20 protein-coding genes are annotated in these 21,655 nt (G+C 55.7%); 15 read left to right on the top strand and 5 right to left on the bottom strand.

The annotated features are described in order from the left end of the window. Positions 1-55 precede the first annotated feature (55 nt). From H8K03_07480 to H8K03_07430, 11 genes are all read left to right on the top strand, one after another. Positions 56-1,597, top strand: a complete 1,542-nt coding sequence (locus H8K03_07480) for a sigma 54-interacting transcriptional regulator (protein ID UVT21728.1) — start codon at positions 56-58, stop codon at positions 1,595-1,597. 488 nt (positions 1,598-2,085) lie between these two features. Next, the gene (locus H8K03_07475) at positions 2,086-2,571 is read left to right on the top strand and encodes a DoxX family protein (protein ID UVT21727.1); all 486 of its coding nucleotides are present in this window, start codon (positions 2,086-2,088) and stop codon (positions 2,569-2,571) included. Between the two features lie 287 nt (positions 2,572-2,858). Continuing rightward, positions 2,859-3,200 (top strand): hypothetical protein, encoded by a 342-nt coding sequence (locus tag H8K03_07470; protein ID UVT21726.1) that lies wholly within the window; start codon positions 2,859-2,861, stop codon positions 3,198-3,200. 138 nt (positions 3,201-3,338) lie between these two features. Further along, complete coding sequence (locus tag H8K03_07465; protein UVT21725.1) at positions 3,339-4,523, top strand: efflux RND transporter periplasmic adaptor subunit; 1,185 nt, start codon at positions 3,339-3,341, stop codon at positions 4,521-4,523. 12 nt (positions 4,524-4,535) lie between these two features. Then, positions 4,536-7,703 carry a multidrug efflux RND transporter permease subunit gene (locus tag H8K03_07460; GenBank protein ID UVT22407.1) on the top strand — a complete coding sequence of 1,056 codons (3,168 nt, stop codon included), beginning with the start codon at positions 4,536-4,538 and terminating at the stop codon, positions 7,701-7,703. Further along, positions 7,700-9,118 carry an efflux transporter outer membrane subunit gene (locus tag H8K03_07455; GenBank protein UVT21724.1) on the top strand — a complete coding sequence of 473 codons (1,419 nt, stop codon included), beginning with the start codon at positions 7,700-7,702 and terminating at the stop codon, positions 9,116-9,118. Before H8K03_07460 ends, H8K03_07455 begins: the two co-directional genes overlap by 4 nt. Before the next feature lie 5 nt (positions 9,119-9,123). Then, positions 9,124-9,717 carry a nitroreductase family protein gene (locus H8K03_07450; GenBank protein ID UVT21723.1) on the top strand — a complete coding sequence of 198 codons (594 nt, stop codon included), beginning with the start codon at positions 9,124-9,126 and terminating at the stop codon, positions 9,715-9,717. A 32-nt stretch (positions 9,718-9,749) separates the two neighbouring features. Beyond that, on the top strand, positions 9,750-10,481 hold the full coding sequence (locus H8K03_07445; protein UVT21722.1) for a glucose 1-dehydrogenase: 732 nt from the start codon (positions 9,750-9,752) through the stop codon (positions 10,479-10,481). A gap of 37 nt (positions 10,482-10,518) precedes the next feature. Continuing rightward, positions 10,519-11,160 carry a DNA-3-methyladenine glycosylase 2 family protein gene (locus H8K03_07440; GenBank protein ID UVT22406.1) on the top strand — a complete coding sequence of 214 codons (642 nt, stop codon included), beginning with the start codon at positions 10,519-10,521 and terminating at the stop codon, positions 11,158-11,160. Then, positions 11,160-12,041 (top strand): MBL fold metallo-hydrolase, encoded by an 882-nt coding sequence (locus H8K03_07435; protein ID UVT21721.1) that lies wholly within the window; start codon positions 11,160-11,162, stop codon positions 12,039-12,041. The genes H8K03_07440 and H8K03_07435 overlap by 1 nt, the downstream gene beginning before the upstream one ends. Before the next feature lie 110 nt (positions 12,042-12,151). Then, positions 12,152-13,786, top strand: a complete 1,635-nt coding sequence (locus tag H8K03_07430; protein ID UVT21720.1) for a hypothetical protein — start codon at positions 12,152-12,154, stop codon at positions 13,784-13,786. 23 nt (positions 13,787-13,809) lie between these two features. Here the strand turns inward: H8K03_07430 and H8K03_07425 are convergent, their stop codons facing one another. The 5 genes from H8K03_07425 to H8K03_07405 form a co-directional block, all read right to left on the bottom strand. Further along, a complete protein-coding gene (locus tag H8K03_07425; protein ID UVT21719.1) occupies positions 13,810-14,364 on the bottom strand; it encodes a DUF488 domain-containing protein in 555 nt (184 codons plus the stop codon). A gap of 7 nt (positions 14,365-14,371) precedes the next feature. After that, positions 14,372-14,683, bottom strand: coding sequence for a TfoX/Sxy family protein (locus H8K03_07420; protein UVT21718.1), 312 nt, complete (start codon positions 14,681-14,683; stop codon positions 14,372-14,374). A 3-nt stretch (positions 14,684-14,686) separates the two neighbouring features. Beyond that, positions 14,687-15,544: a class I SAM-dependent methyltransferase gene (locus tag H8K03_07415; protein ID UVT21717.1), complete on the bottom strand. Its 858-nt coding sequence runs from the start codon at positions 15,542-15,544 to the stop codon at positions 14,687-14,689. 3 nt (positions 15,545-15,547) lie between these two features. Next, positions 15,548-15,982: a hypothetical protein gene (locus H8K03_07410; GenBank protein ID UVT21716.1), complete on the bottom strand. Its 435-nt coding sequence runs from the start codon at positions 15,980-15,982 to the stop codon at positions 15,548-15,550. 96 nt (positions 15,983-16,078) lie between these two features. After that, positions 16,079-16,261 (bottom strand): DUF1059 domain-containing protein, encoded by a 183-nt coding sequence (locus H8K03_07405; protein UVT22405.1) that lies wholly within the window; start codon positions 16,259-16,261, stop codon positions 16,079-16,081. A 272-nt stretch (positions 16,262-16,533) separates the two neighbouring features. Here H8K03_07405 and H8K03_07400 point away from each other — a divergent pair, with 272 nt between their 5' ends. The 4 genes from H8K03_07400 (at position 16,534) to H8K03_07385 (ending at position 21,642) form a co-directional block, all read left to right on the top strand. Next, entirely contained in the window at positions 16,534-17,115 is a 582-nt protein-coding gene (locus H8K03_07400) for a DNA-3-methyladenine glycosylase I (protein ID UVT21715.1), read from the top strand. 942 nt (positions 17,116-18,057) lie between these two features. Continuing rightward, positions 18,058-19,134, top strand: coding sequence for a DNA polymerase IV (gene dinB / locus H8K03_07395; protein UVT21714.1), 1,077 nt, complete (start codon positions 18,058-18,060; stop codon positions 19,132-19,134). Positions 19,135-19,495: 361 nt separating this feature from the next. Continuing rightward, a complete protein-coding gene (locus H8K03_07390; GenBank protein ID UVT21713.1) occupies positions 19,496-19,936 on the top strand; it encodes a hypothetical protein in 441 nt (146 codons plus the stop codon). Positions 19,937-20,151: 215 nt separating this feature from the next. Then, the gene (locus tag H8K03_07385) at positions 20,152-21,642 is read left to right on the top strand and encodes a sodium:solute symporter family protein (protein UVT21712.1); all 1,491 of its coding nucleotides are present in this window, start codon (positions 20,152-20,154) and stop codon (positions 21,640-21,642) included. The last annotated feature ends 13 nt before the right edge of the window (positions 21,643-21,655 follow it).

The following is a 21,655-nucleotide window of genomic DNA, read 5'->3' as shown; positions in this document are numbered from 1 at the left end:
GCTTAATGATGAGACCCCTTGAGCTGCCGTTGATCGGTAGTCCATACTTGCGCGTATGGATCGGTCGAGCATAAGTCCCTGCGAGACGCTCGCGGAGCGTTATCAGGCACTCTTGGAGGTCGCACAGGCGATCTCTGCGCAGCGAGACCTCGATCAGCTCTTCCATGATTTGGCTCACCGTCTACCTCGTGTTGTGCAGGTCAATTATGTGGATTTATCCCTCCATGATCCCGTCAAGAAGGTGATGCGGTTACATACGATCCAGGCCAATGTGCCGGCTGATCTCGTGGGCGGGCATGAGGTGGCGATTGAAGATTGTCCTGCCGGATTGGTGTGGCAAATGCAACAGCCACTGTTGGTCCCGAACCTCTCGGAAGAGCTCCGCTGGCCAAAGGTCATTGAACTCATGAAGGAGGATGGGACACAGTCGTTTTGCTTCGTCCCTTTGTCCACGTCGAGAGGACGAATGGGTGCGATGGGCTTTTTGAGTTTGCAGAAAGAGGCCTATAGCGACACGGATTTAGAGTTTCTCCAGCAAGTCGCCAAACAAGTGGCTGTCGCAGTGGAAAATGCTCTGGCCTTTCAGCAAATTGAAGAACTTAAGGACAAACTCGCCAAAGAAAAACTCTATCTCGAAGAAGAGCTGCGCATAGAACACGGATTTGAGGATATCATCGGCGACAGCCACGCGCTCATGCAGGTCTTGAAACAAGTCGAAGTCGTGGCTCCGACGGATTCGACGGTGCTCATTCAAGGGGAAACCGGGACCGGGAAGGAACTCATCGCCCGCGCCGTCCATCGACTGAGCGGCCGTAGCGAGCGCACGTTCGTCAAGCTGAACTGTGCCGCCATTCCGACCGGCCTGTTGGAAAGCGAACTCTTCGGACACGAGCGGGGCGCTTTCACGGGTGCTATTTCTCAGAAAGCCGGCCGATTCGAGCTGGCCGATAAAGGGACAATCTTCCTCGACGAAGTGGGGGAAATCCCGTTGGAGTTACAATCGAAGCTGCTTCGTGTGCTGCAAGAGCAGGAATTCGAACGATTGGGTAGCACCAAGACCATTCGTGTTGACGTGCGCCTGGTAGCCGCCACAAACCGAGATCTCAAGAGTTTGGTGGAAGCGAAGCAGTTTCGCAGTGACTTGTACTATCGGCTGAATGTGTTTCCGGTGACCTTGCCGCCCTTGCGCGAACGCAGAGAGGACATTCCTGTCCTCGTTCGCTATTTCACCCAGCATTACGCCGTCCGCATGAAGAAAGATATCCAAACGGTTCCCGCCAGGACGCTCGACATGCTCTCCCGCTACGCCTGGCCCGGCAACGTTCGCGAATTGGAGAATCTCATCGAGCGTTCCGTCATTCTGACGCAGGGGACGGATCTGCATGTGCCCATCAGAGAACTGCAGAACGACCATCCGCTTTCGCTCGGCTCTCCGGCGACGCTTGAAGAGGCAGAACGTGAGCAGATCTTGCGCGCTTTGCGTGAGACAAAGTGGGTCATCGGCGGCCCCTCGGGTGCCGCGGCCCGATTAGGGATTAAACGAACGACCCTCCAATCAAAGATGCAGAAGCTCGGTATCACCCGCCCTCTCGAGTAAAGGTTGGTCTTGTCACCTGGCAGTCTGTCGTTGCAGTAGTCGGTCTCAATTCTCCTCCGGTACGCGTCAAGACCCAGCGGTTATTCTCATTCAGAGGCAACATCCCTTAAGCGCCTCCATTCCTATCGTGTGACGAACCATTTCGTCACATGACGACCCATCGTCTTCGTCGCCTCGTCATGGCGTAGTCGGCAATACCGTCTCTCGATGAAGAGAAACGACATTCAGCTGAGAATACAATAGGTTAGCAACCTAGTCTCGCGAGGGTACAGATTGGAATGCCTCTTGCCATAGGCATAAGTAGCATCAATTGAGGGAACTGGAGGTGATCCAATGCAAGACGTAATTCTATGGAGCTTGTGGTACGCCGCGCTCATCGCGTTGCCGTTGGTCATGACAAGGATGTCGATCAAGCATGCAATGTCGAGGGCAGTCGGACGTCGTCGAGTGCTCTCCTCCATCAATCGTAGATAGCCTGGAGGTGCGCCATGTCATTTTTTAAGACCGATGATTCATGGGCGGGGTTGATTTTGCGGGTTGGACTTGGGGCGGTGATCTTCGCCCATGGTGCGCAGAAGTTGCTGGGCTGGTTCGGCGGTAACGGCTTCGAAGGAACGATGGGATTCTTCACTCAGAAGATGGGACTGCCGTGGCTCGTGGCCTTTCTCGTCATCATGGGGGAGTCTCTGGGTAGTCTTGGATTGATCGCCGGATTGTTGACTCGCTTCACCGCAGCAAGTTTCATCGCGATCATGATCGGCGCGATCGCCACTGTGCATTGGTCACAGGGATTTTTCATGAACTGGTTTGGGCAGCAGCAGGGAGAAGGCTTCGAATATCACTTGCTGGTCATTGCCATGAGCGCCGCACTTGTCGTGATCGGTGGAGGAAAGTGGGCGTTGGACGGCGTCATTGCCCATCGGCTTGAGGTGGGCCAGCGAGTCTTGCGGGCGCCCGTGATGAAACCTGCGTAAGGTTGAACAAGGGAGGTTAATCATGGCAACGGCGGGATTATATGAAAAAGCTCTGAACTGGCAGGAGAGTCCGGCTGGTTCCACACGATGCTTCAGATGCACGGGACTTATGGTCGCTGAGGAGTCGTTCGATTCCATGGTTGGTCACTCGCGTGCCGATTTTCTGGTCAGACGTTGTGTACAATGTGGGGAAGTGATTGATCCGGTCATTCTCCAAAATCGGCAATCGCAACTCAGAAGTGATCTGGGTCGAACCTCCGAAGGAAGACTCCTGTAAGGATACGTTGATGTTAAAGATCACCGGTCAGCGAGATACGGCCTTGCAGGGAGTTTCGCTCATCATTGAAGGGCGTCTTGCTGGTCCCTGGGTAGAGGAACTCAAGACGTATTGCCGTGTCGTGGTCGAAAATCAGCAGAAATGCACGATGATCGATTTGACCGGCGTGACGTTTATCGACGCCGCCGGCAAGACGCTTCTAGCTCGTCTGTGGCAGGATGGCGTGGAATTGCGGGCGTCGGGCTGTTTGACCCGGTGTATTGTCGAAGAGATCACGGGGGTCGGCAGGCGTCATCCGTCGTGTAGGAATGGTGACAAGATCGGTTCGATGATCACACCGAATGAAACGTAACTTGCGGTTGTGTAAATCTCACCGCGATCTGGAGAAATCCTGCCTGTCTTGGGCTTGCCGCTGTCTCACGCCCCTGGGTAGAATGACGTCTTTATCTTGCCATTGCACGCTGATCGGCTTTTCAACGAGGATGGTGGCATGTTGATGGATCGGAAATCGGCGCACTATGTCTCAGCGTGGCTTGTTGTCGCGGCCATGACGCTGTCGGTTGGCTGTAAGCAAGAAGCCGGTTCGATGCCTGCACAGGAAGTGCCGCAAGTGGAGGTCGTCACTGTACAGACGCAGACGGTCCCCGATGAACCTGAATTTATCGGTCAAGCCGAGGCCTCCCGTCCGGTGGAGATTCGCCCGCAAGTCACGGGAATCCTGAAGGCGGTTTTCTATCCGGAAGGCCGTGACGTGAAGAAGGGCGATCGTCTCTATCAGATCGATCCCGTCCCCTTCAAGGCCGCTGCTGCGAGCGCCAAGGCCAAGATTGCGCAGGCGGAGGCGCGCGTGGTCCAAGCCAAGCAAGACCTGGCTCGCGTGAAACCGTTGCTGGCGGACCAGGCGGTCAGTCAGAAAGATGTCGACGATGCTGTCGCAGAAGAGTTGTCGGCCGACGCGGCGGTGCAAGGAGCACAGGCTGATCTCATCAAGGCCCAATTCGATCTCGATAACACCCTCATTACGGCACCGATCAGCGGAATTATTGAGCGCAGCCGCTACTATGAAGGACGATTGGTCTCAGCTCAAACCGATTTGCTGACCACGATTCACCGTGTCGATCCTATGTATGTGGTCGTAAACGTACCCGAGTCGTTCATCCTGAAGCGGCGGCGCGATATCGAGTCAAAAATAATCACGCACCCAGGGGTGTACCAATTACGAGGCCGCCTCACGCTCATGGATGGCACGGCCTATGCCCATGAAGGGGCCCTTGATCTCTTGGAGCCCGGCCTGCGAACAGAAACCAGCTCGCGTCAAGTCAGAATCACGTTCCCCAACCCACAGCGCACGCTGCTGCCCGGACAGTTTGTGAAGGTGCGATTCACCGGTGACACGAAAACGGACGCCGTCCTCATTCCTCAACGAGCCGTCTTGCAAGGTCCCCAAGGACCCTTTGTCTACGTGATCAATCGGGACGAAAAGGTCGAAATTCGAGACGTGATTGCGTCCGACTGGAAGGGGAATCAATGGCTGATCGATAGAGGCCTGAATACGGGCGACCGTGTAGTCGTGAACGGGCTGATGAGGATCGGCCCCGGCGCGCCGGTGAAGGCCGTGCCATGGGTTGCAGCGAATGCGTCACGGACGGAGTCTGCCCCCGCCGCTCCTCAGTAAGGATCATTTGTGATTTCGAACGTGTTTATCGACCGGCCGATTCGCGCATCGGTGGTCTCGATCGTTGTGGTCGTGATGGGGCTGCTCGCCATGCAGTTCCTGCCGGTCGCGCAGTTCCCTGAAATCACTCCACCGGTGGTGCAGATCGATGCGGATTATCCCGGTGCCAGCGCAGAAGTGGCGGCCGAAGCCGTCGCTCGTCCGATCGAGGTCACGCTGCCCGGCGTCGACAACCTGCTGTACTACGAATCAACCAGCAGTAACGATGGACACGTCTCGATCAAGTTGACGTTTGAGATCGGCACCAATCCGGACATCGCCCAAGTTCAAACTCAGAACCGCGAAAAACTCGCCGAGCCTCAGCTTCCCCCGGACGTGGTCCGTCAGGGGATCTCGGTGAAGAAGCTCTCTCCCGATCTCGTGTTGGTGGTTGCCCTCAAGTCGACCGATCCACGGCACGACGCCGTCTTCCTGTCGAACTATGCCACGCTTCGGATCGTCGATGATCTGAAGCGGGTCAAAGGCGTGGGAGATGCGCTGGTGTTCGGACAGCAAACGTACAGCATGCGGATCATCCTCAACCCGCTGTTAATGGCGAAACTTGATCTGACACCGAGTGACATTACGGCCGTCATCCGTGAACAGAATCGGGATTACCCGGCTGGGACGATTGGACGTGAACCGGCCCCGAAAGGGACGGAGCTGACGATCCCGATCATCACGAAAGGCCGGTTGACGGAGGTGAAGGATTTCGAGGAGATGATCGTTCGCGCTCTTCCGGACGGCTCCACGGTTCGGCTCAAGGATGTGGCGCGTGTTGAATTGGGGGCTCAGTCATACGGCTTGGAGGGCCGTTGGAACAGCAAGCCCACGACGTTTCTCCTGACCTTCCTGTCTCCCGGCGCGAACGCGCTCGATACGGTGCGCCGCACGCGGGCTCAGATGGAAGAACTATCCAAGAATTTCCCAGCCGGCGTGTCCTACGATACCCCGTACGACACCACCCGCTTCATTGAAGTGTCGATCAAGGAAGTGGTGAAGACGCTGTTGGAAGCGATGGTGTTGGTTGTGCTCGTCGTATATTTGTTCTTGCAGACCTGGCGAGCGACCATCATTCCCACTGTTGCCGTGCCCGTGTCGTTGATCGGGACCTTCATCGGTCTCTATGCGCTCGGGTTCTCCATCAATACGATTACCCTATTTGGGATGGTGCTGGCGATCGGGATTGTAGTGGACGACGCCATTGTTGTGGTGGAGAACGTTGAGCGACACATGCGGGAGGATCGGATTTCCGCGAAGGAAGCCGCCAAGCGGGCGATGAACGAGGTGACAGCGCCCGTCGTCGCGATTGTTTTGGTTCTCGTCTCGGTGTTTGTGCCGGTCGGATTCATCGGCGGCATCACCGGGGCGCTGTATAAACAGTTTGCGGCGACCATTGCGCTCTCGGTGACCTTCTCAGGGTTTGTGGCGCTGACGCTCAGTCCGGCCCTTTGCGGCGTCGTGCTCACGCCGCAGCATGGAAAGCGAAGCGGGTTCTGGGTTGTCTTCGATCGTATATTCGGGCGGACGCAGCATGGCTATACGAACACGGTCGCCGCGCTCTTAGTCAGGCCGATTCGTGTCATGGCCGTATTCGGCCTGCTGCTCGCCGTCTGTGTGGGACTTTTCCAGACGTTGCCGAAAAGTTTTCTTCCCGAGGAAGATCAAGGCTACTTTATCGTCGTGGCACAACTGCCTGACGGCGCGTCGAAGCAGCGGACCGAGGCGGTCCTCGAAAAAGTCGAGCGGTTTTTTCAGGCGATTCCGGCGGTTCATTCCACCGATGCGTTGACCGGACAGAACTTCGTGTTCGGCACCAGAGGGCCGAACTCCGCGACGATGTTTGTCCCGCTGGTGTTATGGGATGAACGGACGGAGCCTCAGTACCATGCCAAGGCCCTGGTCGGTGCGGCCTACGGAGAGTTTGCCAAAATTCCAGAGGCGTTGCTGCTGGCCTTCAATGCGCCGGCGATTCGTGGAGTGGGCGCCGTCGGCGGGTTTTCGGCGCAAATTCAGGATCCGAGCGGCGGTGATTTCAAAAAGTTCGCGATGGTCGCGCAGCAGTTTGTCGAGCGGGCGCAAAAAGACCCTGCGATCGGACGCATCGGGACGAATTTCCGCGTCTCCTCGCCGAGACTCTTTGCCAACGTGAATCGGGAGCGGGCCAAGGCAATGGGGATTCCGATTTCGGATATTTTCGATACGCTCCAGGCGTACTTCGGCAATTTCTACATCAACGACTTCGTGAAGTTCGGTCGTGTGTATCATGTGCAGACGGAAGCGGAGGCTGAGTACCGGTCGACGCCGCAGGATCTGTCGAAAATCTACGTGCGGGCGCGAAGCGAACGGGCCACCCATATGATTCCGCTCGATACGGTCGTGACGGCGGAGTATCAAAGCGGACCGGATCCTGTGAATCACTTCAATGGATACAATACGGCGCTCGTGCTCGGCGCTGCCGCTCCCGGGTTCAGCTCGGGACAAGCGCTTGAGGCATTGGAACGGGTGGCGAAGGACGTGCTGGTTCCGCAGGGCTATGCGATCGATTGGAGCAACATTTCGTTTCAAGAGCGGCGGGTCGGTGGACAGTCGGGCCAGGTGTTTGTGATCGGATTATTGATGGTCTTCCTGGTGTTGGCGGCGCAGTTTGAAAGTTGGGTCGTTCCGTTTGCGGTGATTCTGGCCGTGCCGTTCGCGGTCTTCGGAGCGCTGACGGCCGTGTGGCTTCGAGGCTTCGAAAACGATATCTATTTCCAGATCGGCCTCGTGACGTTGATCGGCCTGTCCGCTAAGAATGCCATTCTGATCGTCGAATTCGCCAACACCCGCTATGAGGGCGGTCGTTCCCTGATCGAAGCGACGGTCGAAGCGGCTCGGTTACGGTTCAGGCCGATCATCATGACGTCAATGGCGTTTATTTTCGGTATGATCCCGTTGGTCGTCGCCAGCGGGGCGGGAGCGGCAAGCCGTCAGTCAATTGGGACGGGTGTCATGGGCGGCATGTTGGCGGCCACGTTCCTTGCAATATTTTTCGTTCCGTTGTTCTATGTCTTGATCCGCAAATTGACCAAGCGGAGAGCTCAACGGGTCGTCACGGCCGACCAACCGAGTGTCGCGCACTTGCCGGAGGATACGCCTTGACGGTACGCACTGTCCTCATCATCGGGTTGTCGCTATCACTGCTCTCCTGTGCCGTGGGTCCGAACTATTCGCGGCCAAAAACAGATATAGACGACCGGTTCCGTATGGCCGATGGGCCATCGGATATGCCGGCGTTGGCGAATCTGGCATGGTGGGATCTTCTGCAGGATGAGCAGCTACGGCAACTCATTCGATTGGCCCTTGTGGAGAATAGAGATCTCCAGCGTGCTGTTGCGACCGTTGAAGAATTTCGGGCGAGAGCGCTGATCGCCCGATCCGACTATTTCCCAGGAATCACGATTGCTGCGAGTGCGCCGGCCGGCCGCAAGGCGAACTTCCTCTTTCCCGGGTTCGCGAGTCCGTTCAACTATTACTTATTGGGCAATCTTGCATGGGAAATCGATCTCTGGGGGCGTGTGAGGAGATCCAACGAAGCGGCGCGTGGCGATCTGTTGTCCAAGGAGGAGAACCGGCGTGCGGTGACGATTCAACTCGTCAGCGCCGTAGCTGAAGCCTACTTCAATCTGCGTCAATTCGATCTGCAGCTCGATATCGCGAAGCGGACGCTGCAATCCTGGGAAGAGTCGGTGCGGATTTCCGAGGCGCGGCTGCGCCAAGGAATGATTTCGAAGCTCGATACCGATCAGTTTGAAGCCGAGCGAGCCAGCGCGGCGGCCCGTACCGCCGAACTTGAACGGCAGATGGTTCAAACGGAGAATCAGTTGAGCGTGCTGCTGGGCAGAAAACCGGTGGCCATTACGCGGGGTCGTTCCTTGGACGAGCAAATCGTACCTCCCGCTGTCCCTGCGGGCCTGCCCTCCGAATTGTTGCAGCGGCGGCCTGATCTGTTGGCGGCGGAGCAACAGTTGGCGGCCGCGACCGCCCGTATCGGGGCGGCCAAAGCTGAACGGTTCCCCAGAATCACGTTGACGGGGCTGCTCGGTGTGGCTCATCCTGAATTGTCGTTGATCATCACAGATGCCTCCTCCTTCGGAGTGATCGGTGCCGGGCTGGCTGCTCCCTTGTTGAACGCTCAAGTGCTGGGTTTCCAGCAGGAAGCGGTGGAGGCCCAAACCAAGCAAGCGTTGGCACAGTACGAACAGGCCGTGTTGACGGCCTTTCGTGAAGTCGAGGATGCGCTCGTCGCCGTTCGGACGGCGCGTGCTCAGGGCGAATCGCAACAGCAACAGGTTACCGCATTGCAGTCGGCGCTGAAACTGGCTGAACTCCGCTATAAGGGAGGACTTGCCAATTATCTGGACGTGCTGGTGGCTCGACGAAATCTGTTCGAAGCGGAACTGGCCCTGACCAGCACGCGGCGATTGCTGCTGGCATCGGTCGTCCAACTGTACAAGGCACTGGGAGGCGGGTGGTCGCCTGATATGCAGTCAGTCGCAGATGGGAAGAAAGGATAGAGCCTGTGGACAAACCGGCACCCACTCAATTCCCGATCTATGATTTGCTCGCCCGTCGCTGGAGCCCACGCGCGTTCGATGAGCGGCGTGTAGCCACCGACCTGCTACGAACGCTTTTTGAGGCAGCTCGCTGGGCCCCGTCGTCGAGCAACGAGCAGCCTTGGCGGTTCTTTGTCGCGAGCAAGGACAGTGAGACGGCGTGGAACCGGCTATTCGAGTGTCTGACAGAGGGCAACCGCAAATGGGCCTTCCGTGCGCCGGTGCTCATCCTCTCGGTTGCCAGTATGAATTTCGAGGATGATGGTACGCCGAACCGGCATGCCTTTCACGACACCGGATTGGCGACTGAAAATCTTGTGTTGCAGGCGACGGCACACGGGCTGGTTGCCCATCCGATGGCGGGTTTCGACGTCGAGAAGGCCCGAGCCGATCTCCAAATTCCTGCAGGCTACGAGCCGGTTGCCATGATCGCGATCGGCTATCCGGGTGATCCCGCCATCCTTCCGGAACGGCTGCGAGAACGTGAACTCCAGGCAAGGAGTCGACGGCCGATTGGAGAATGGACGTTTTCAGGACAGTGGGGGATCCCGATTCTGTAGCGAGGCCGGAGTTCAAGAAGAGGAGTCTGTTGATGAAATCGTTGAGCGGAAAGGTGGCGATTGTAACCGGAGCATCCAATGGAATCGGTCGTGCTGTTGCGGAACGGCTGGCGGATGACGGTGCCATCGTCGTCGTGAACTATGTCCGAAGTTCGGAAAAGGCTCAGCAGGTTGTCACGGGCATACAAGGAAAGGGGGGCAAGGCGTTGGCCGTTCAGGCCGACATGAGTCAGGTGGCGGATGCGCGGCGTCTCGTGGTCGACACGGTCAAGCAGTTCAACCGGCTGGATATTCTCGTGAACAACGCGGGGAAGTTCATGCCGAAATCGCTTGAGGAAACGACTGAAGCCGATTTTGACGGAGTCATCGCGCTGAACGCCAAAGGGCCGTATTTCGCCATGCAGGAAGCGGCCCGAGTGCTGAAGGACGGCGGACGTATCGTGAATATCTCGACCGGTGGGACCCACCTGCATTTTCCAGGCGCCACGGCATATCTTGGCAGCAAGGCCGCTCTCGAGCAATACACCAAAGGGCTGGCGCAAGAGTTGGCTTCGAAGGGGGTTACCGTCAATACGGTGTCGCCTGGCTTCACTGAAACCGGCATGATGACGGACGAATATCGGCAGATTGGGATTCAGCTGTCACCGCTGAAAAGGCTGGGGACTCCCAAAGATATTGCGGATGTCGTCGCGTTCATCGTCAGTGAAGAGGCCCGATGGATTACGGGACAGACCATCCATGCCGGCGGCGGCATCGTCATGTAGTCTCATCAGGATGACTGATCGGATCTCGGCTGGGGTGATGTACTGCGCAAGCTCGGACTCAACGGACTATCTTTCCAAGGTGGATCCCGTCATGTGCCGGTTGATCACGGAGATCGGCCCTTTCTCTCTGAAGCCGAAAGCGCGCCGGTCCCCATTCGAATCGCTTGCGCGCGCGATTGCTTACCAACAGCTCCATGACAAAGCGGCGGAATGCATCCTGAAGCGATTCATCGCGCTCTTTCCTGGCCGGAGATTTCCTCGTCCCGAGGAGCTGCTGGCCATGAATGTCCGATCGATTCGAAGGGCCGGTTTCTCTCGTGCGAAGGTGCTGGCCCTTCGCGATCTGGCCGCAAAGACGCTCGACGGAACCGTTCCGACGGGACGAGTGGTTACTATGCTCGACGACCAAGCTCTTATCGATCGCCTGATCGAAGTTCGGGGCATCGGGCGATGGACGGTGGAGATGCTGTTGATCTTTCAGTTGGGGCGCCCTGATGTATTGCCGGTCGACGATTTCGGCGTGCGCAACGGCTTCCGCATTGCCTACCGACGGCCTGCGATGCCCACGCCAAAACAACTGTTACAATATGGCGAGCGATGGAAACCCCATCGTACGGTTGCCGCCTGGTATCTCTGGCGAGCCGCCGATCGGGCAAAGCGGGCAATGAGTGTGCTCTGATGGCTGACCGACACAAGCGCCTCGATTCCAACGTTCAGGGGAACTTTTACGTCGATGCCACGTGCATTAACTGCGACACCTGCCGACAGTTGGCGCCGCTGAATTTCGAAGAGATTGGAGACTATTCCGCGGTCAGTCGCCAGCCGGATGGTTACGAACAAGTTCATCAGGCTTATCAGGCGTTACTCGCTTGCCCCGTCGGTTCGATCGGGACGGAACAGAGCGACAAGTTACGGATGCACACGGCGATGGCGAGCTTTCCGATCCCTCTTGAGGATGAGGTGAGTTATTGCGGCTTCAATTCAGAGAAATCCTTCGGGGCGAACAGTTTCTTCATCAAGCATCCGGATGGGAACTGGCTGATCGATTCTCCCCGGTATCTCAAGCACCTGGTTGAGGCCTTTGAACAGAGGGGAGGAATCGCCCATATCTTTCTCACACACAAAGATGATGTCGCCGATGCGGACAAGTATGCCGCACATTTCGGCGCGAAGAGATTCATTCACCAGGCGGATGCGGACGTTGCCCCGACCGCAGAACATATGATTGGGGGGGAAGAAACGATTCGTGTTGGCTCCGAGTTCCAAATCATTCCCGTGCCCGGCCACACCGCCGGAAGTATGGTCCTATTGTATCGTGAGCGATTTCTCTTCACTGGCGATCATCTCTGGTGGGATTCCCATATCAAGTCGCTCGAAGCCCCCACTCGCCTCGTCTGGAGAAAATGGGTCTTGATCGATTCTCTCCGTAAGCTTCTCGACTATCCTTTTGAATGGGTGCTGGCCGGACACGGCGATCGGATTCATCTGCCACAGTCCGAGATGCATGCGGCTCTTCAGGGCTTGATCCGACGTCGGGCGCCGACTACAGTCAGTACATAGAAGAGATCGAAAGGTTATGGATATCGCCTTCTCTGTGGATCGCAGAAGTTCCAGCCGGATCATGGGTCATCCTGTCCTGGCCGACAGCGGCATAGGCGTCTAACCGCACGATGCCGAATACACTGGCCGCCTGGATTGATCGCAACATTCTCTCTCTCGGCCGTGAGGTGCGGCTGTCCTATCTGCCACCGCTGATGGTCTACGTGGCCTATGGCATCTCGGGTCTCACCGGTATTGTCGGAACCTTCTTCGTCAAAGACTACCTCGGTCTCTCAGCTGCCTTTCTGGCCGCACTCGGGTTCTGGGCCGGGATTCCCTGGGCGCTGAAGATGCCGATCGGCCATACGGTTGATATTTTATGGCGATGGAAGAGCTGGCTCGTTGGCTTGGGCGCCGGTCTGCTGGCCATCAGCCTCGGGATCATGGCGCTGTTGATCGGTACCCGCGAAGCCATGACGGCCATCCTGCCGGCGGAAGTCTGGTATGTCCTCAGCGTGCTGCTTGCCCCTATCGGGTACGTCATTCAAGACGCTGTTGCGGACGCCATGACGGTGGAGGCTGTCCCGCGTGTCGATGACCAAGGCCGTTCTTTCGATGACCAGACGAGAAAACTGATGCACACGACGATGCAGACACTCGGGCGTGTCGCGATTGTCGGAGGCGGCATCCTCGTGGCGCTGGTCAACGTCTACGTCTTTACCGGAACCGAAGGGCTTCCGCAGGCCGATCTGATTCGGCTCTATAAACAGATCTATCTGATGGCAATGGTGATTCCCCTCGTGTCTGTGGTGGGAGTCGGATTGGCTTGGTGGATCAAACGGCGGCAGATGCGGCGACTCGTTCAGGAAGGGTTTTCTATAGAGCAGGTCCGGCAGATGGTGGATGTGCGTGATGCAGACAACGAACCGACGAAACCTAATTGGTGGATCCTCGGCGGAAGCTCGGCCTTTGTCCTGTTCACGCTGACGGTTGGACTAAGCGGGTTTCCCTACCGGGAAGAGATCGTGTTTGCCGGTTCCATGGCCATTGTGCTGTTCTTGATGTCGAAACTTGTCCGGGAATTGGAGCCTGATAAGCGGCTCACCTTGGTCGGCACTGCCGCGGTGATCTTTGCGTTACGGGCCATTCCGGGGCCTGGTCCGGGCTCGACCTGGTGGATGATCGACGATCTGAAGTTCGATCAGCAGTTCCTTTCCGTTCTTTCTCTGATCGGCGGCATATTAGCTTTGGCCGGTATGTTTGTTTTCCGGCGCTTTATGGCTGAACGGTCGATTATGTATGTGGTCGGATTCTTGACGGTTGTCGGCACGATCCTCTCTGTTCCAATCGTAGGTCTGTACTATGGGTTGCATGAGTGGACGGCGAGCGTGACCGGCGGCGTCATCGATGCGCGGTTCATCGCCTTGGTCGACACGGCGTTGGAATCGCCCCTCGTGCAGATCTCCATGATTCCGATGCTGGCATGGATCGCAAACTCGGCTCCGGCCAATCTGAAAGCCACCTTCTTCGCCGTGATGGCGTCATTTACCAATCTGGCGCTTTCTTTGAGCCAGCTCGGTACGAAGTATCTCAATGAACTGTTCGTCATCACGCGAGAGGTGCGTGATCAAGCGACCGGTGTCATTCAGACCCCTGCCGACTACAGCCAACTGGGCGAGCTGCTCATCACTCAAGTGGTGATCGGCCTGGCCCTTCCCTTCTCGGCTATCCTGTTCGCCAAACTTACCAAATTCAAGAGCGCGTGATCGTTCGATAGGCTCGTAATCGCCTAATAGGATTGCGAGAATAAATCCGGGCAGTCCTTTTGTTTTGGATAACGCAGACGGCCATCCTTCACGACGGCGAAGGACGTGAGCTGATGGTGGTCCGTGTTCGTCTCCGACATGATGTGTCGGACCTCCCAACCTCTCACTGCTAATGCATCGGCGATCAAGGACCGATGGCACCGCCAGGGCACCGCTTCCGCGCACATGATCGTCGTGTGACGTGGTCGGCTTTCAGCCATCAGCTCGTCCAAGGCGTACCAGAACTCGTCTGTCTGCATGTAATCCGCATAGCCGCGAAAGCTTTCATTGCGCCAGCCGGTATTGAAGGAATCTTTCGTGGGCGTACGCAATCCGCCGAGCCGGGGCATATGGCTGTACACCAACACACTATCCATCAGCTTCGTTGAAAGATTGTCTTGGTTGAATTGAGGGTTGTGACCAGAACGAGGGACGATACGTACATCAACGAGCTGGTCAACACGATGAGCGTTTAGGAGGGCAAGAAACTCGTCAATTGACCTTGTCGAATGCCCGATCGTCCAAAGAACATCAGACATGAATTCGCTATGCTCCGACTGAGCGCATTGCCCAATCAGTCAATGCGTCCGCGTCCTCGATCACATCGATCGGCACTTCATAGAAGGATTTGAGCGTTTGTTTGACGTTCGGGCGAAAGGGCTTCATCCCGTGGCTCTTATACAGAGTTACCGTCGTTGCGGTGACTTTGAAGTAGAGGCGGCCTTTATGAATGATGCCGAAAAACGCGGCTCCATGGTAGAGCCCGTGGCCGCCGAACATGGCGCGTGTGCCCAGGTTACGTAAACTGGCAAGCTGATCCAGGATGAAGTCTTTGAAACCGTCGTTCTTTGGCGGCATTCCTCATCCGGACTTGCGCCCGGCGACCATCCGTACTGCAATCGGCAATGCGACGACCGATCCATTTCGATACCGTTCCGCCGTTTCAACGATGCGCTGCTTGGCTTCACCCTGTTGTCCCGGGCTCAACTTGGCCCATAGATTTTGAATCGGGGCAGCGATGTCCATGAGACTCGAGAAATACTCGTCCGCTGTTGCGAATCGCACGTCTCCGAGAAACTCTTGCTCAGAGACCTCGGTAAATCCGGCTTGTTGCAGCATGCCCGCCAGCTCCCCGGGCTTCGCCAGGCGGAAAATTCCTGGTGCTGCCGGATCAGGAGGTGGCAGATCGATGAATTGTTTAACGACATCCATGGGAATTTTCAGATAAGGGTTCTTACCCGGATCAGACCATACAGCGGCAGCCACCCACGTGTTGGACTTCAGGACACGGGCGATTTCGGCGACGGCTTTCGGAATCTCGGGCAGGAACATCAGGCAGAAGCGGGTGATCACGGCGTCGAATGAAGCAGCCTCGAACGGCAAGGCGGTGATGTCCCCCGTGCTGAATGTGACGTTGGAGAGCTTCAGCGAAGCCGCCTTTCGTCCGGCGGCTTCGAGCATCTGCTCGGCCAAATCAACTCCCGCCACGCTGCCGCTCGTCCCGACAGTCTGAGCCGCGAGTAAGGCGGGATAACCCGTGCCTGATCCCAGATCCAACACGCGCAGGCCGGCGCGCAGCCGGGCGTCGCCGACGAGTCGGTGATTGAGGAATGCCATCTGTTCGTCGAAGAATCGATCCCATTTCTCCCAACCACCGGCGACGCGGTTCCAATCCTGACGTTGGCTCTCGATGACTTGCTCGGGTGACGGCGATGCCATGAATTACCTCAAAGTTTGCAATGTCTCGCGTAGTTCCTTCACTTCCGACACAAAGAGGTTTAAGTGTTGATCCCGTTGTGGCTGATCGTCTTTGAACTTCCACAGCCGTCTGAAAATAGCCTTCAGTTCCTTGTTGTGCGTCACGGTCAAGGCATACGCTGGCTGGTCGCTCACCGATTTTTCGACGCGGCAAATGTTATCGTTGATGGCATGAAACTGATTGTGGAGATCGTCGAAAGATTGATCGACTCCCTTACCTCCCCTGGCTGCGTTGGCCGAGGCTTCCGCCATGTGAGTCAGATTGATCAGTGTCTCGACGCCCGTGGCCCCCTTTGCCTTTGCCGTAAATTCTTTTGCATGGGGATAAAATAGATAGCTGCAGCCGCTAGTACTCAATAGTAAAACCACGGCGATTGGGAGTGCTGTCTTCCAACTCATAGGTCCTCCTTGACACGCGCCTTGGACTTGAATGGGGAAGCTTCCCCTGGTACGTAACCGTACGAGGGAATGGTCTCTGCCACAGGACGAGCGTCACTAGACGGTGACGGGCACGGTTTTGATCGCTGCTTTTACCTTCTCGACCATTTCGTGTGGGATGGACTCCAGCTTGTGGCATTGCTTTGCATGCGTGGCGACGAGTTGCATGAGTTCAGCTTCAGTCTCGGCTCGCACCTGAAAACCGCAGCCGGCGCTGGCGTCGACATCGAGACATCCCATTTGCTTATACTGTTTGGTCGGCATGGTCTCCTCCACTTTTAGGGTTGGAATTGTCAATGCATCATCAATTATGAGGATGGTAGTGGATTTGTGTTGAGGAGATCAACCGTCCCCTTCAGGCGTGTTCGTGCATGTACCTTCATGAATAAGAAGCCAAGTGGGACGATACCTTTGAAATTCGTTACGGTAGAGAATGCCGAACATTGTTTTCTTGTTCGGATCGCTTTTACAATTAAGCCTGAGTAGTTGTCTTGCTGGAGTTGGTCGAGCCGATGACGGAATCAGATAGGAATAACCGGTGCCCATGGGTAGGAGATAAGGCGCATCTCATTCGCTACCATGATGAGGAGTGGGGTGTGCCGGTACATGAGGATCGCAAACACTTCGAAATGCTGATACTCGAAGGGGCTCAAGCAGGTTTGACTTGGGAGACGATCCTGTTGCGTCGAGAAGGATATCGCAAAGCCTTTGTCGGGTTTGACCCCGCCCGAGTGGCCCGCTTCACAGCTCAAAGAAAGGCCGCGCTGATGAAAGATGTCGGGATCATCCGCAATCGATTGAAAATCGATGCGGCCGTGACGAACGCCCAGGCTTTTCTCGAAGTGCAGAAAGAGTTTGGTTCATTCGACCGATATGTCTGGCGGTTTGTCAGTGGGAAGCCGAAGATCAATCATTGGAAGACCATGAAGCACGTGCCGGTCACGACAGCCGAAGGCGATGCCTTATCAAAGGATCTAAAAAAGCGCGGTTTCCGATTCGTGGGCACCACGATCATTTACGCCTATATGCAGGCAGTCGGTTTGGTGAACGATCACACAAGAGATTGTATTCTCAGCAGGAAGGCTGCTCGGTGAAGGCGCGTTCCCCCTCATTATTCGAGAAGAGGTCAGTGCGATTCAGGGTCAGAGGGGGCAGACGGCACACCACCACTCCATGATCGACTTCCGGCGAGGCGCGTGAAGTATCGGTCAGGCTGCCTGATTATGGGAGCTAGGCCATATTGACAATGAGGCGGCAACGACCAGGTACACGACACCAGCGACAACGGCCCCTAAGTTGAGGTCGTACCATGCATTTATTCCCAGGAAGAGCTCATTCAATAAGAACCCTAATATCAACATTATGAATCCAATCCAATTATAGAACGTCATTCCCATGGATCGTCTCCTTTCGTTGATGATCTCTAGGTTTATATGCCGATCGCTGAAAAGAACCACTTACTGTGACTGGGGATGGATTATACGCCACCCCCATCACGAAAAGCTATAGCGAAGAGGACCAGAGTTTCCTATGCCAGGCTACTCATGGCCTGGGTTTCCCCACATTTCGGTGGTGCTAGCCTTGCCATAGCTGACCCGCTTCGGACTCCGGGTTGGTCATTGGAAAATTGGGGGAGGGAGTGCCATCAGGCTTGCTGGTGATTCGAACCTCCCCAGAGTGAGAGCCAAAGTGCAGTACCGAAATATGCTATCGCGATAGCAACCAAAAAGAAGTTGGACTCGTGCCACACGTTCAGATACACGACTTCATTGAAGAACAGAGCGAGAAACAGCATCACAAATCCTAGAAGATTGAACCAACGCAGGCCCACGACTGCCTCCTTTCGTTGATGATCTCTAATGTGTTTCAAACGATCTATTATAGGATCGTTCCCTTGGAACGGGGTGGGATTTTATGTCAGCTCCACTTCAAAAAGCTAGAGAGAAAGTGAGTTGCGGTTTTCAGTCTGAAGTTTTTTGGTCGTGAGGTTGTGCCTGCTGTGCCCGGATGTCTTCTGTTCGCGCGGTGAGAATTAAATGCTGAGGATTATCGCCCATTTGGACATGGATGCGTTCTATGCTGCGATTGAGGAGCGGGATACCCCGGCCTTTCGCGGTATTCCGCTTGTGGTTGGGGCCGATCCGCTTGGCGGAAAAGGGCGTGGAGTCGCTTCTACCTCGAACTATCTCGCTCGCGCCTATGGGATCCATTCAGCGACTCCGATCTCCACTGCCTGGCGGTTGTCGGAAGAGGCTCGGCGAGCCGGTAAACCCCCGGTGACCTTTGTGTCCGTCGATATGCCGAAATACACGCGGGTGTCCGAAGAGGTGTTGCAGATCGTTCGGCGCTTCATCCCAAAGGTGGAACAGGCCAGTATCGACGAGGTTTATGGTGATCTGAGTTGGACAGAATCCTACGAAGAGGCGGAACGACTGTCCTATCGTCTGAAAGAGACAATCCGTTTGGAACAACGACTCACGGCCTCTGTGGGCATCGGACCAAATAAGTTGATCGCAAAAATTGCCTCTGGATGGCAGAAGCCAAACGGCCTTACGATAGTGAACGAGGAAGGGGCAGAGGCTTTTCTAGCTCCTCTCTCGATCAGAGTCATTCCTGGTATAGGGCCCAAAACGGAAGCCATGTTTAGGGGAAAGGGAATCACGGTCGTCAAAGAGTTGAGAGCGTTGACTCTGCGCCAGCTCGACGAGCTGTTAGGCAAGCGCGGCAGGACACTCTATGATAAAGCTCGCGGCCGAGATGATTCACCAGTCGAGGAATATTCCGAACCAAAATCCATTGGAGAACAGGAAACCTTCGAGTCCGATACCCTTGACAGTCAGAGCCTTCTCAACCAGCTCGATTCGCTTGTTCGAGGTGTAATCGACCGCCTACATAACGAAGCGTTTCAGTCCTTCCGGACCGTTGTTCTGACCGTTCGCTTTGCGGATTTTGTGACCAAATCGCGCACTCACACATTGGCAACGCCGACCGGTGACAGAGCCGTCTTAGGCCGTGAGGCTATGAAGCTGCTCCTGCCATTTCTTGATCGGCGAGAAAATCCCCATGGAAAACGAATCCGCTTACTCGGCCTTCGCATAGAACGGCTGAGTTGACAAGATGTTCGATTCCATACTCGCTCGTTAGAATGATTGATGTTGGAGTCCGACCTGAACGCGCTGTAGCTAATTTCCCGCCAATACAAATGTGGTGCAGACCTACGTTTCGGTGAAGGTCACGTCTACCGCGCTGTATGGTTTATCATTCACGCGATAAATCATATTTATATTCAATGATATATACGTATATAGCATGGAATGGTGAATCCATATTCCTTCGCATCCCAATATCCATGATTCCACAAAATAAGGACTTCAGGAGGATTTGCTAAGAATTCTCGTGAACATTCGCGAACACTCCATGGGTATGGCATTTGCTCCATGTCCAGCACGGTTTCAGTACATCTGTGAGGACATCATGAACATTGGATCAAAAGAAGCTATTCGGGAAGCCCGTTTCTACCGTCCAGGGAGTCTCAATACCAAGCCTGCCATTGCGGGTGTCTGTGAAGGTCAAGGAGAATCTCCGTTTCCTTCTCGTCGGCAAGAGGCGCGAGTCAATGAACAGAAGGTATGTGCCTATGGTCTGTCTGACTCAATAGACGGTGGACGTGTGATGCTCGAGCAGGGCGAGGTGTACTGCCTCAACCGAAGTGAGCACGGGGTTCTCGTGCTGATGGGAAATCGGCCTCGATACCGGCAGCTTATTGAACTTCATGTTCCTGAAACTCGATGGGAACATTCTTTAAATTTATACGAAGTGCAGTGGACAAAAGCGGTGTCGGTTGAGTCACATGGTGATCTCTTTCTCGTCGGGTGTCGTCTCGTGTTCGGAGCATCTCGATACTGGGCTTTCTAATTTATGTCTGAATCGTTCTGCCGCTGCGTTTGGTACGTTCCTTTGCTCAATGTGATGATCCTCGATGGTCGACGTGCGCTTCTTCACTCAACGTCGGTTTCTCTCTGCAATCTCGTCTCTCTTTTCTCTGTGGATGTCATTCAGGCGCGTTAGTCCTGTCTCCACAATCATGAATACTCATTGATTGCGAACTAGGATCGCTTTATCCTGCCCGGGTGGTGCTCTGGTTCGTCATCCTCTACCTCCTCCTTTCGGTCGGTATCGGGCTTTTCGCCGCTACACGTGTGCAGAATTCCAGGGATTTTGCCGTAGCCGGAAGGAGCTTGCCACTCGCCGTTGTCACGGCGACCGTCTTTGCGACCTGGTTCGGTGCCGAAGCGGTATTAGGCATCTCGGCCACTTTCGTCAAGGAAGGACTCCGTGGTGTCGTCGCCGACCCATTCGGGTCCAGTATGTGTTTGATGCTCGCCGGACTCTTTTTCGCCCCGCGGCTGTATCGACTCAATATGCTGACAGTGGGCGACTACTATCGTTACCGCTATAACAGGACAGTCGAAGTCCTCTGCACACTCTGCATCGTCGCCTCGTACTTGGGGTGGGTTGCAGCCCAATTCAAAGTGCTCGGTTTGGTCCTCAATGTGGTCACAGAAGGAAGCGTCAGTCAGTCGGTCGGGATTGTGATCGGTGCAGCGATTGTTCTGACCTATACGACCTTCGGCGGTATGTTTTCCGTAGCGATTCTGGACTTCGTTCAGATTTCAGTCATTGTGGGAGGACTGCTGTATATTGCGTCGCTAGTGGGAAACTTGGCTGGTGGGGTGCAAACGGTGATCTCTCATGCGGCCGTCACCGGTAAATTGGATTTGTTTCCACCTGCCACGATCACAGCCTGGATCCCCTTCATCGGAGCTTGGATGACCATGATGCTCGGATCTATCCCGCAGCAGGACGTGTTTCAACGCATCACGTCGGCCAAGAATGAACAGACAGCCGTGCGGGGGGCGTTGCTGGGTGCCGCGCTGTATTTTGTCTTCTGTTTCGTCCCCATGTTTCTCGCGTATGCGGCGACTCTGATTGATCCCGTCAAATTCGGGATGCTGTTGGAGCAGGATTCGCAGCTAGTGTTACCCACATTGATTCTCCAATACACGCCACTTCCGGCGCAGATCATTTTCTTCGGGGCCGTTTTGTCTGCCGTCATGAGTTGCTCAAGCGCAACATTGCTGGCACCGTCGGTGGCGCTGAGCGAGAACGTCGTTCGACCGTTGCTCGCGCATGTGAATGACTCGGAGTTTCTTCGCTTGATGCGTGTTGTGTTGCTCGGCTTCGCCTCGGTGGTTCTGGCCATTTCACTCTGGTCAGATGCGACGATCTACAAGCTGGTGGTGAATACCTACAAGGTTACTCTGGTGGCGGCGTTCATTCCATTGGTTGCGGGGCTCTATTGGAAGCGAGCGACGACACAGGGCGCGCTTTACGCCATTGTCGCCGGGCTTACAACTTGGGTGGTGCTGGAATTGTTGAGCCAGCCGACGGATGTCTGGCCTCCGCAACTCCTTGGATTTCTAGCGGCGGGAATCGGCATGCTCGTGGGATCGGTGTGGCCTTCGCAAGTGCTCGAATCCCGGAGTGCCAACGAAAGCGCCGGGAGGGGTGAGAGCAGCGTTGTGCCTGATTCTGCAGGCAAGCCTCCGAGGGCTCCTTAAATTCGCCGTTCTA

Origin of the sequence: Nitrospira sp. (genome assembly GCA_024760545.1) — a bacterium.
Taxonomy (GTDB): domain Bacteria; phylum Nitrospirota; class Nitrospiria; order Nitrospirales; family Nitrospiraceae; genus Nitrospira_D.
The sequence above is the reverse complement of the archived record's forward strand: the minus strand, read 5'-3'. Positions and strand labels throughout refer to the sequence as shown.

Coding starts and splice junctions, on each gene's coding strand:
- H8K03_07440 (UVT22406.1), top strand. CDS start 10,519: ATGTACTGCGCAAGCTCGGACTCAACGGACTATCTTTCCAAGGTGGAT.
- dinB (UVT21714.1), top strand. CDS start 18,058: ATGCTGAGGATTATCGCCCATTTGGACATGGATGCGTTCTATGCTGCG.
- H8K03_07430 (UVT21720.1), top strand. CDS start 12,152: ATGCCGAATACACTGGCCGCCTGGATTGATCGCAACATTCTCTCTCTC.
- H8K03_07445 (UVT21722.1), top strand. CDS start 9,750: ATGAAATCGTTGAGCGGAAAGGTGGCGATTGTAACCGGAGCATCCAAT.
- H8K03_07425 (UVT21719.1), bottom strand. CDS start 14,364: ATGTCTGATGTTCTTTGGACGATCGGGCATTCGACAAGGTCAATTGAC.
- H8K03_07410 (UVT21716.1), bottom strand. CDS start 15,982: ATGAGTTGGAAGACAGCACTCCCAATCGCCGTGGTTTTACTATTGAGT.
- H8K03_07475 (UVT21727.1), top strand. CDS start 2,086: ATGTCATTTTTTAAGACCGATGATTCATGGGCGGGGTTGATTTTGCGG.
- H8K03_07415 (UVT21717.1), bottom strand. CDS start 15,544: ATGGCATCGCCGTCACCCGAGCAAGTCATCGAGAGCCAACGTCAGGAT.
- H8K03_07465 (UVT21725.1), top strand. CDS start 3,339: ATGTTGATGGATCGGAAATCGGCGCACTATGTCTCAGCGTGGCTTGTT.
- H8K03_07420 (UVT21718.1), bottom strand. CDS start 14,683: ATGCCGCCAAAGAACGACGGTTTCAAAGACTTCATCCTGGATCAGCTT.
- H8K03_07400 (UVT21715.1), top strand. CDS start 16,534: ATGACGGAATCAGATAGGAATAACCGGTGCCCATGGGTAGGAGATAAG.
- H8K03_07405 (UVT22405.1), bottom strand. CDS start 16,261: ATGGGATGTCTCGATGTCGACGCCAGCGCCGGCTGCGGTTTTCAGGTG.
- H8K03_07435 (UVT21721.1), top strand. CDS start 11,160: ATGGCTGACCGACACAAGCGCCTCGATTCCAACGTTCAGGGGAACTTT.
- H8K03_07480 (UVT21728.1), top strand. CDS start 56: ATGGATCGGTCGAGCATAAGTCCCTGCGAGACGCTCGCGGAGCGTTAT.
- H8K03_07390 (UVT21713.1), top strand. CDS start 19,496: ATGAACATTGGATCAAAAGAAGCTATTCGGGAAGCCCGTTTCTACCGT.
- H8K03_07470 (UVT21726.1), top strand. CDS start 2,859: ATGTTAAAGATCACCGGTCAGCGAGATACGGCCTTGCAGGGAGTTTCG.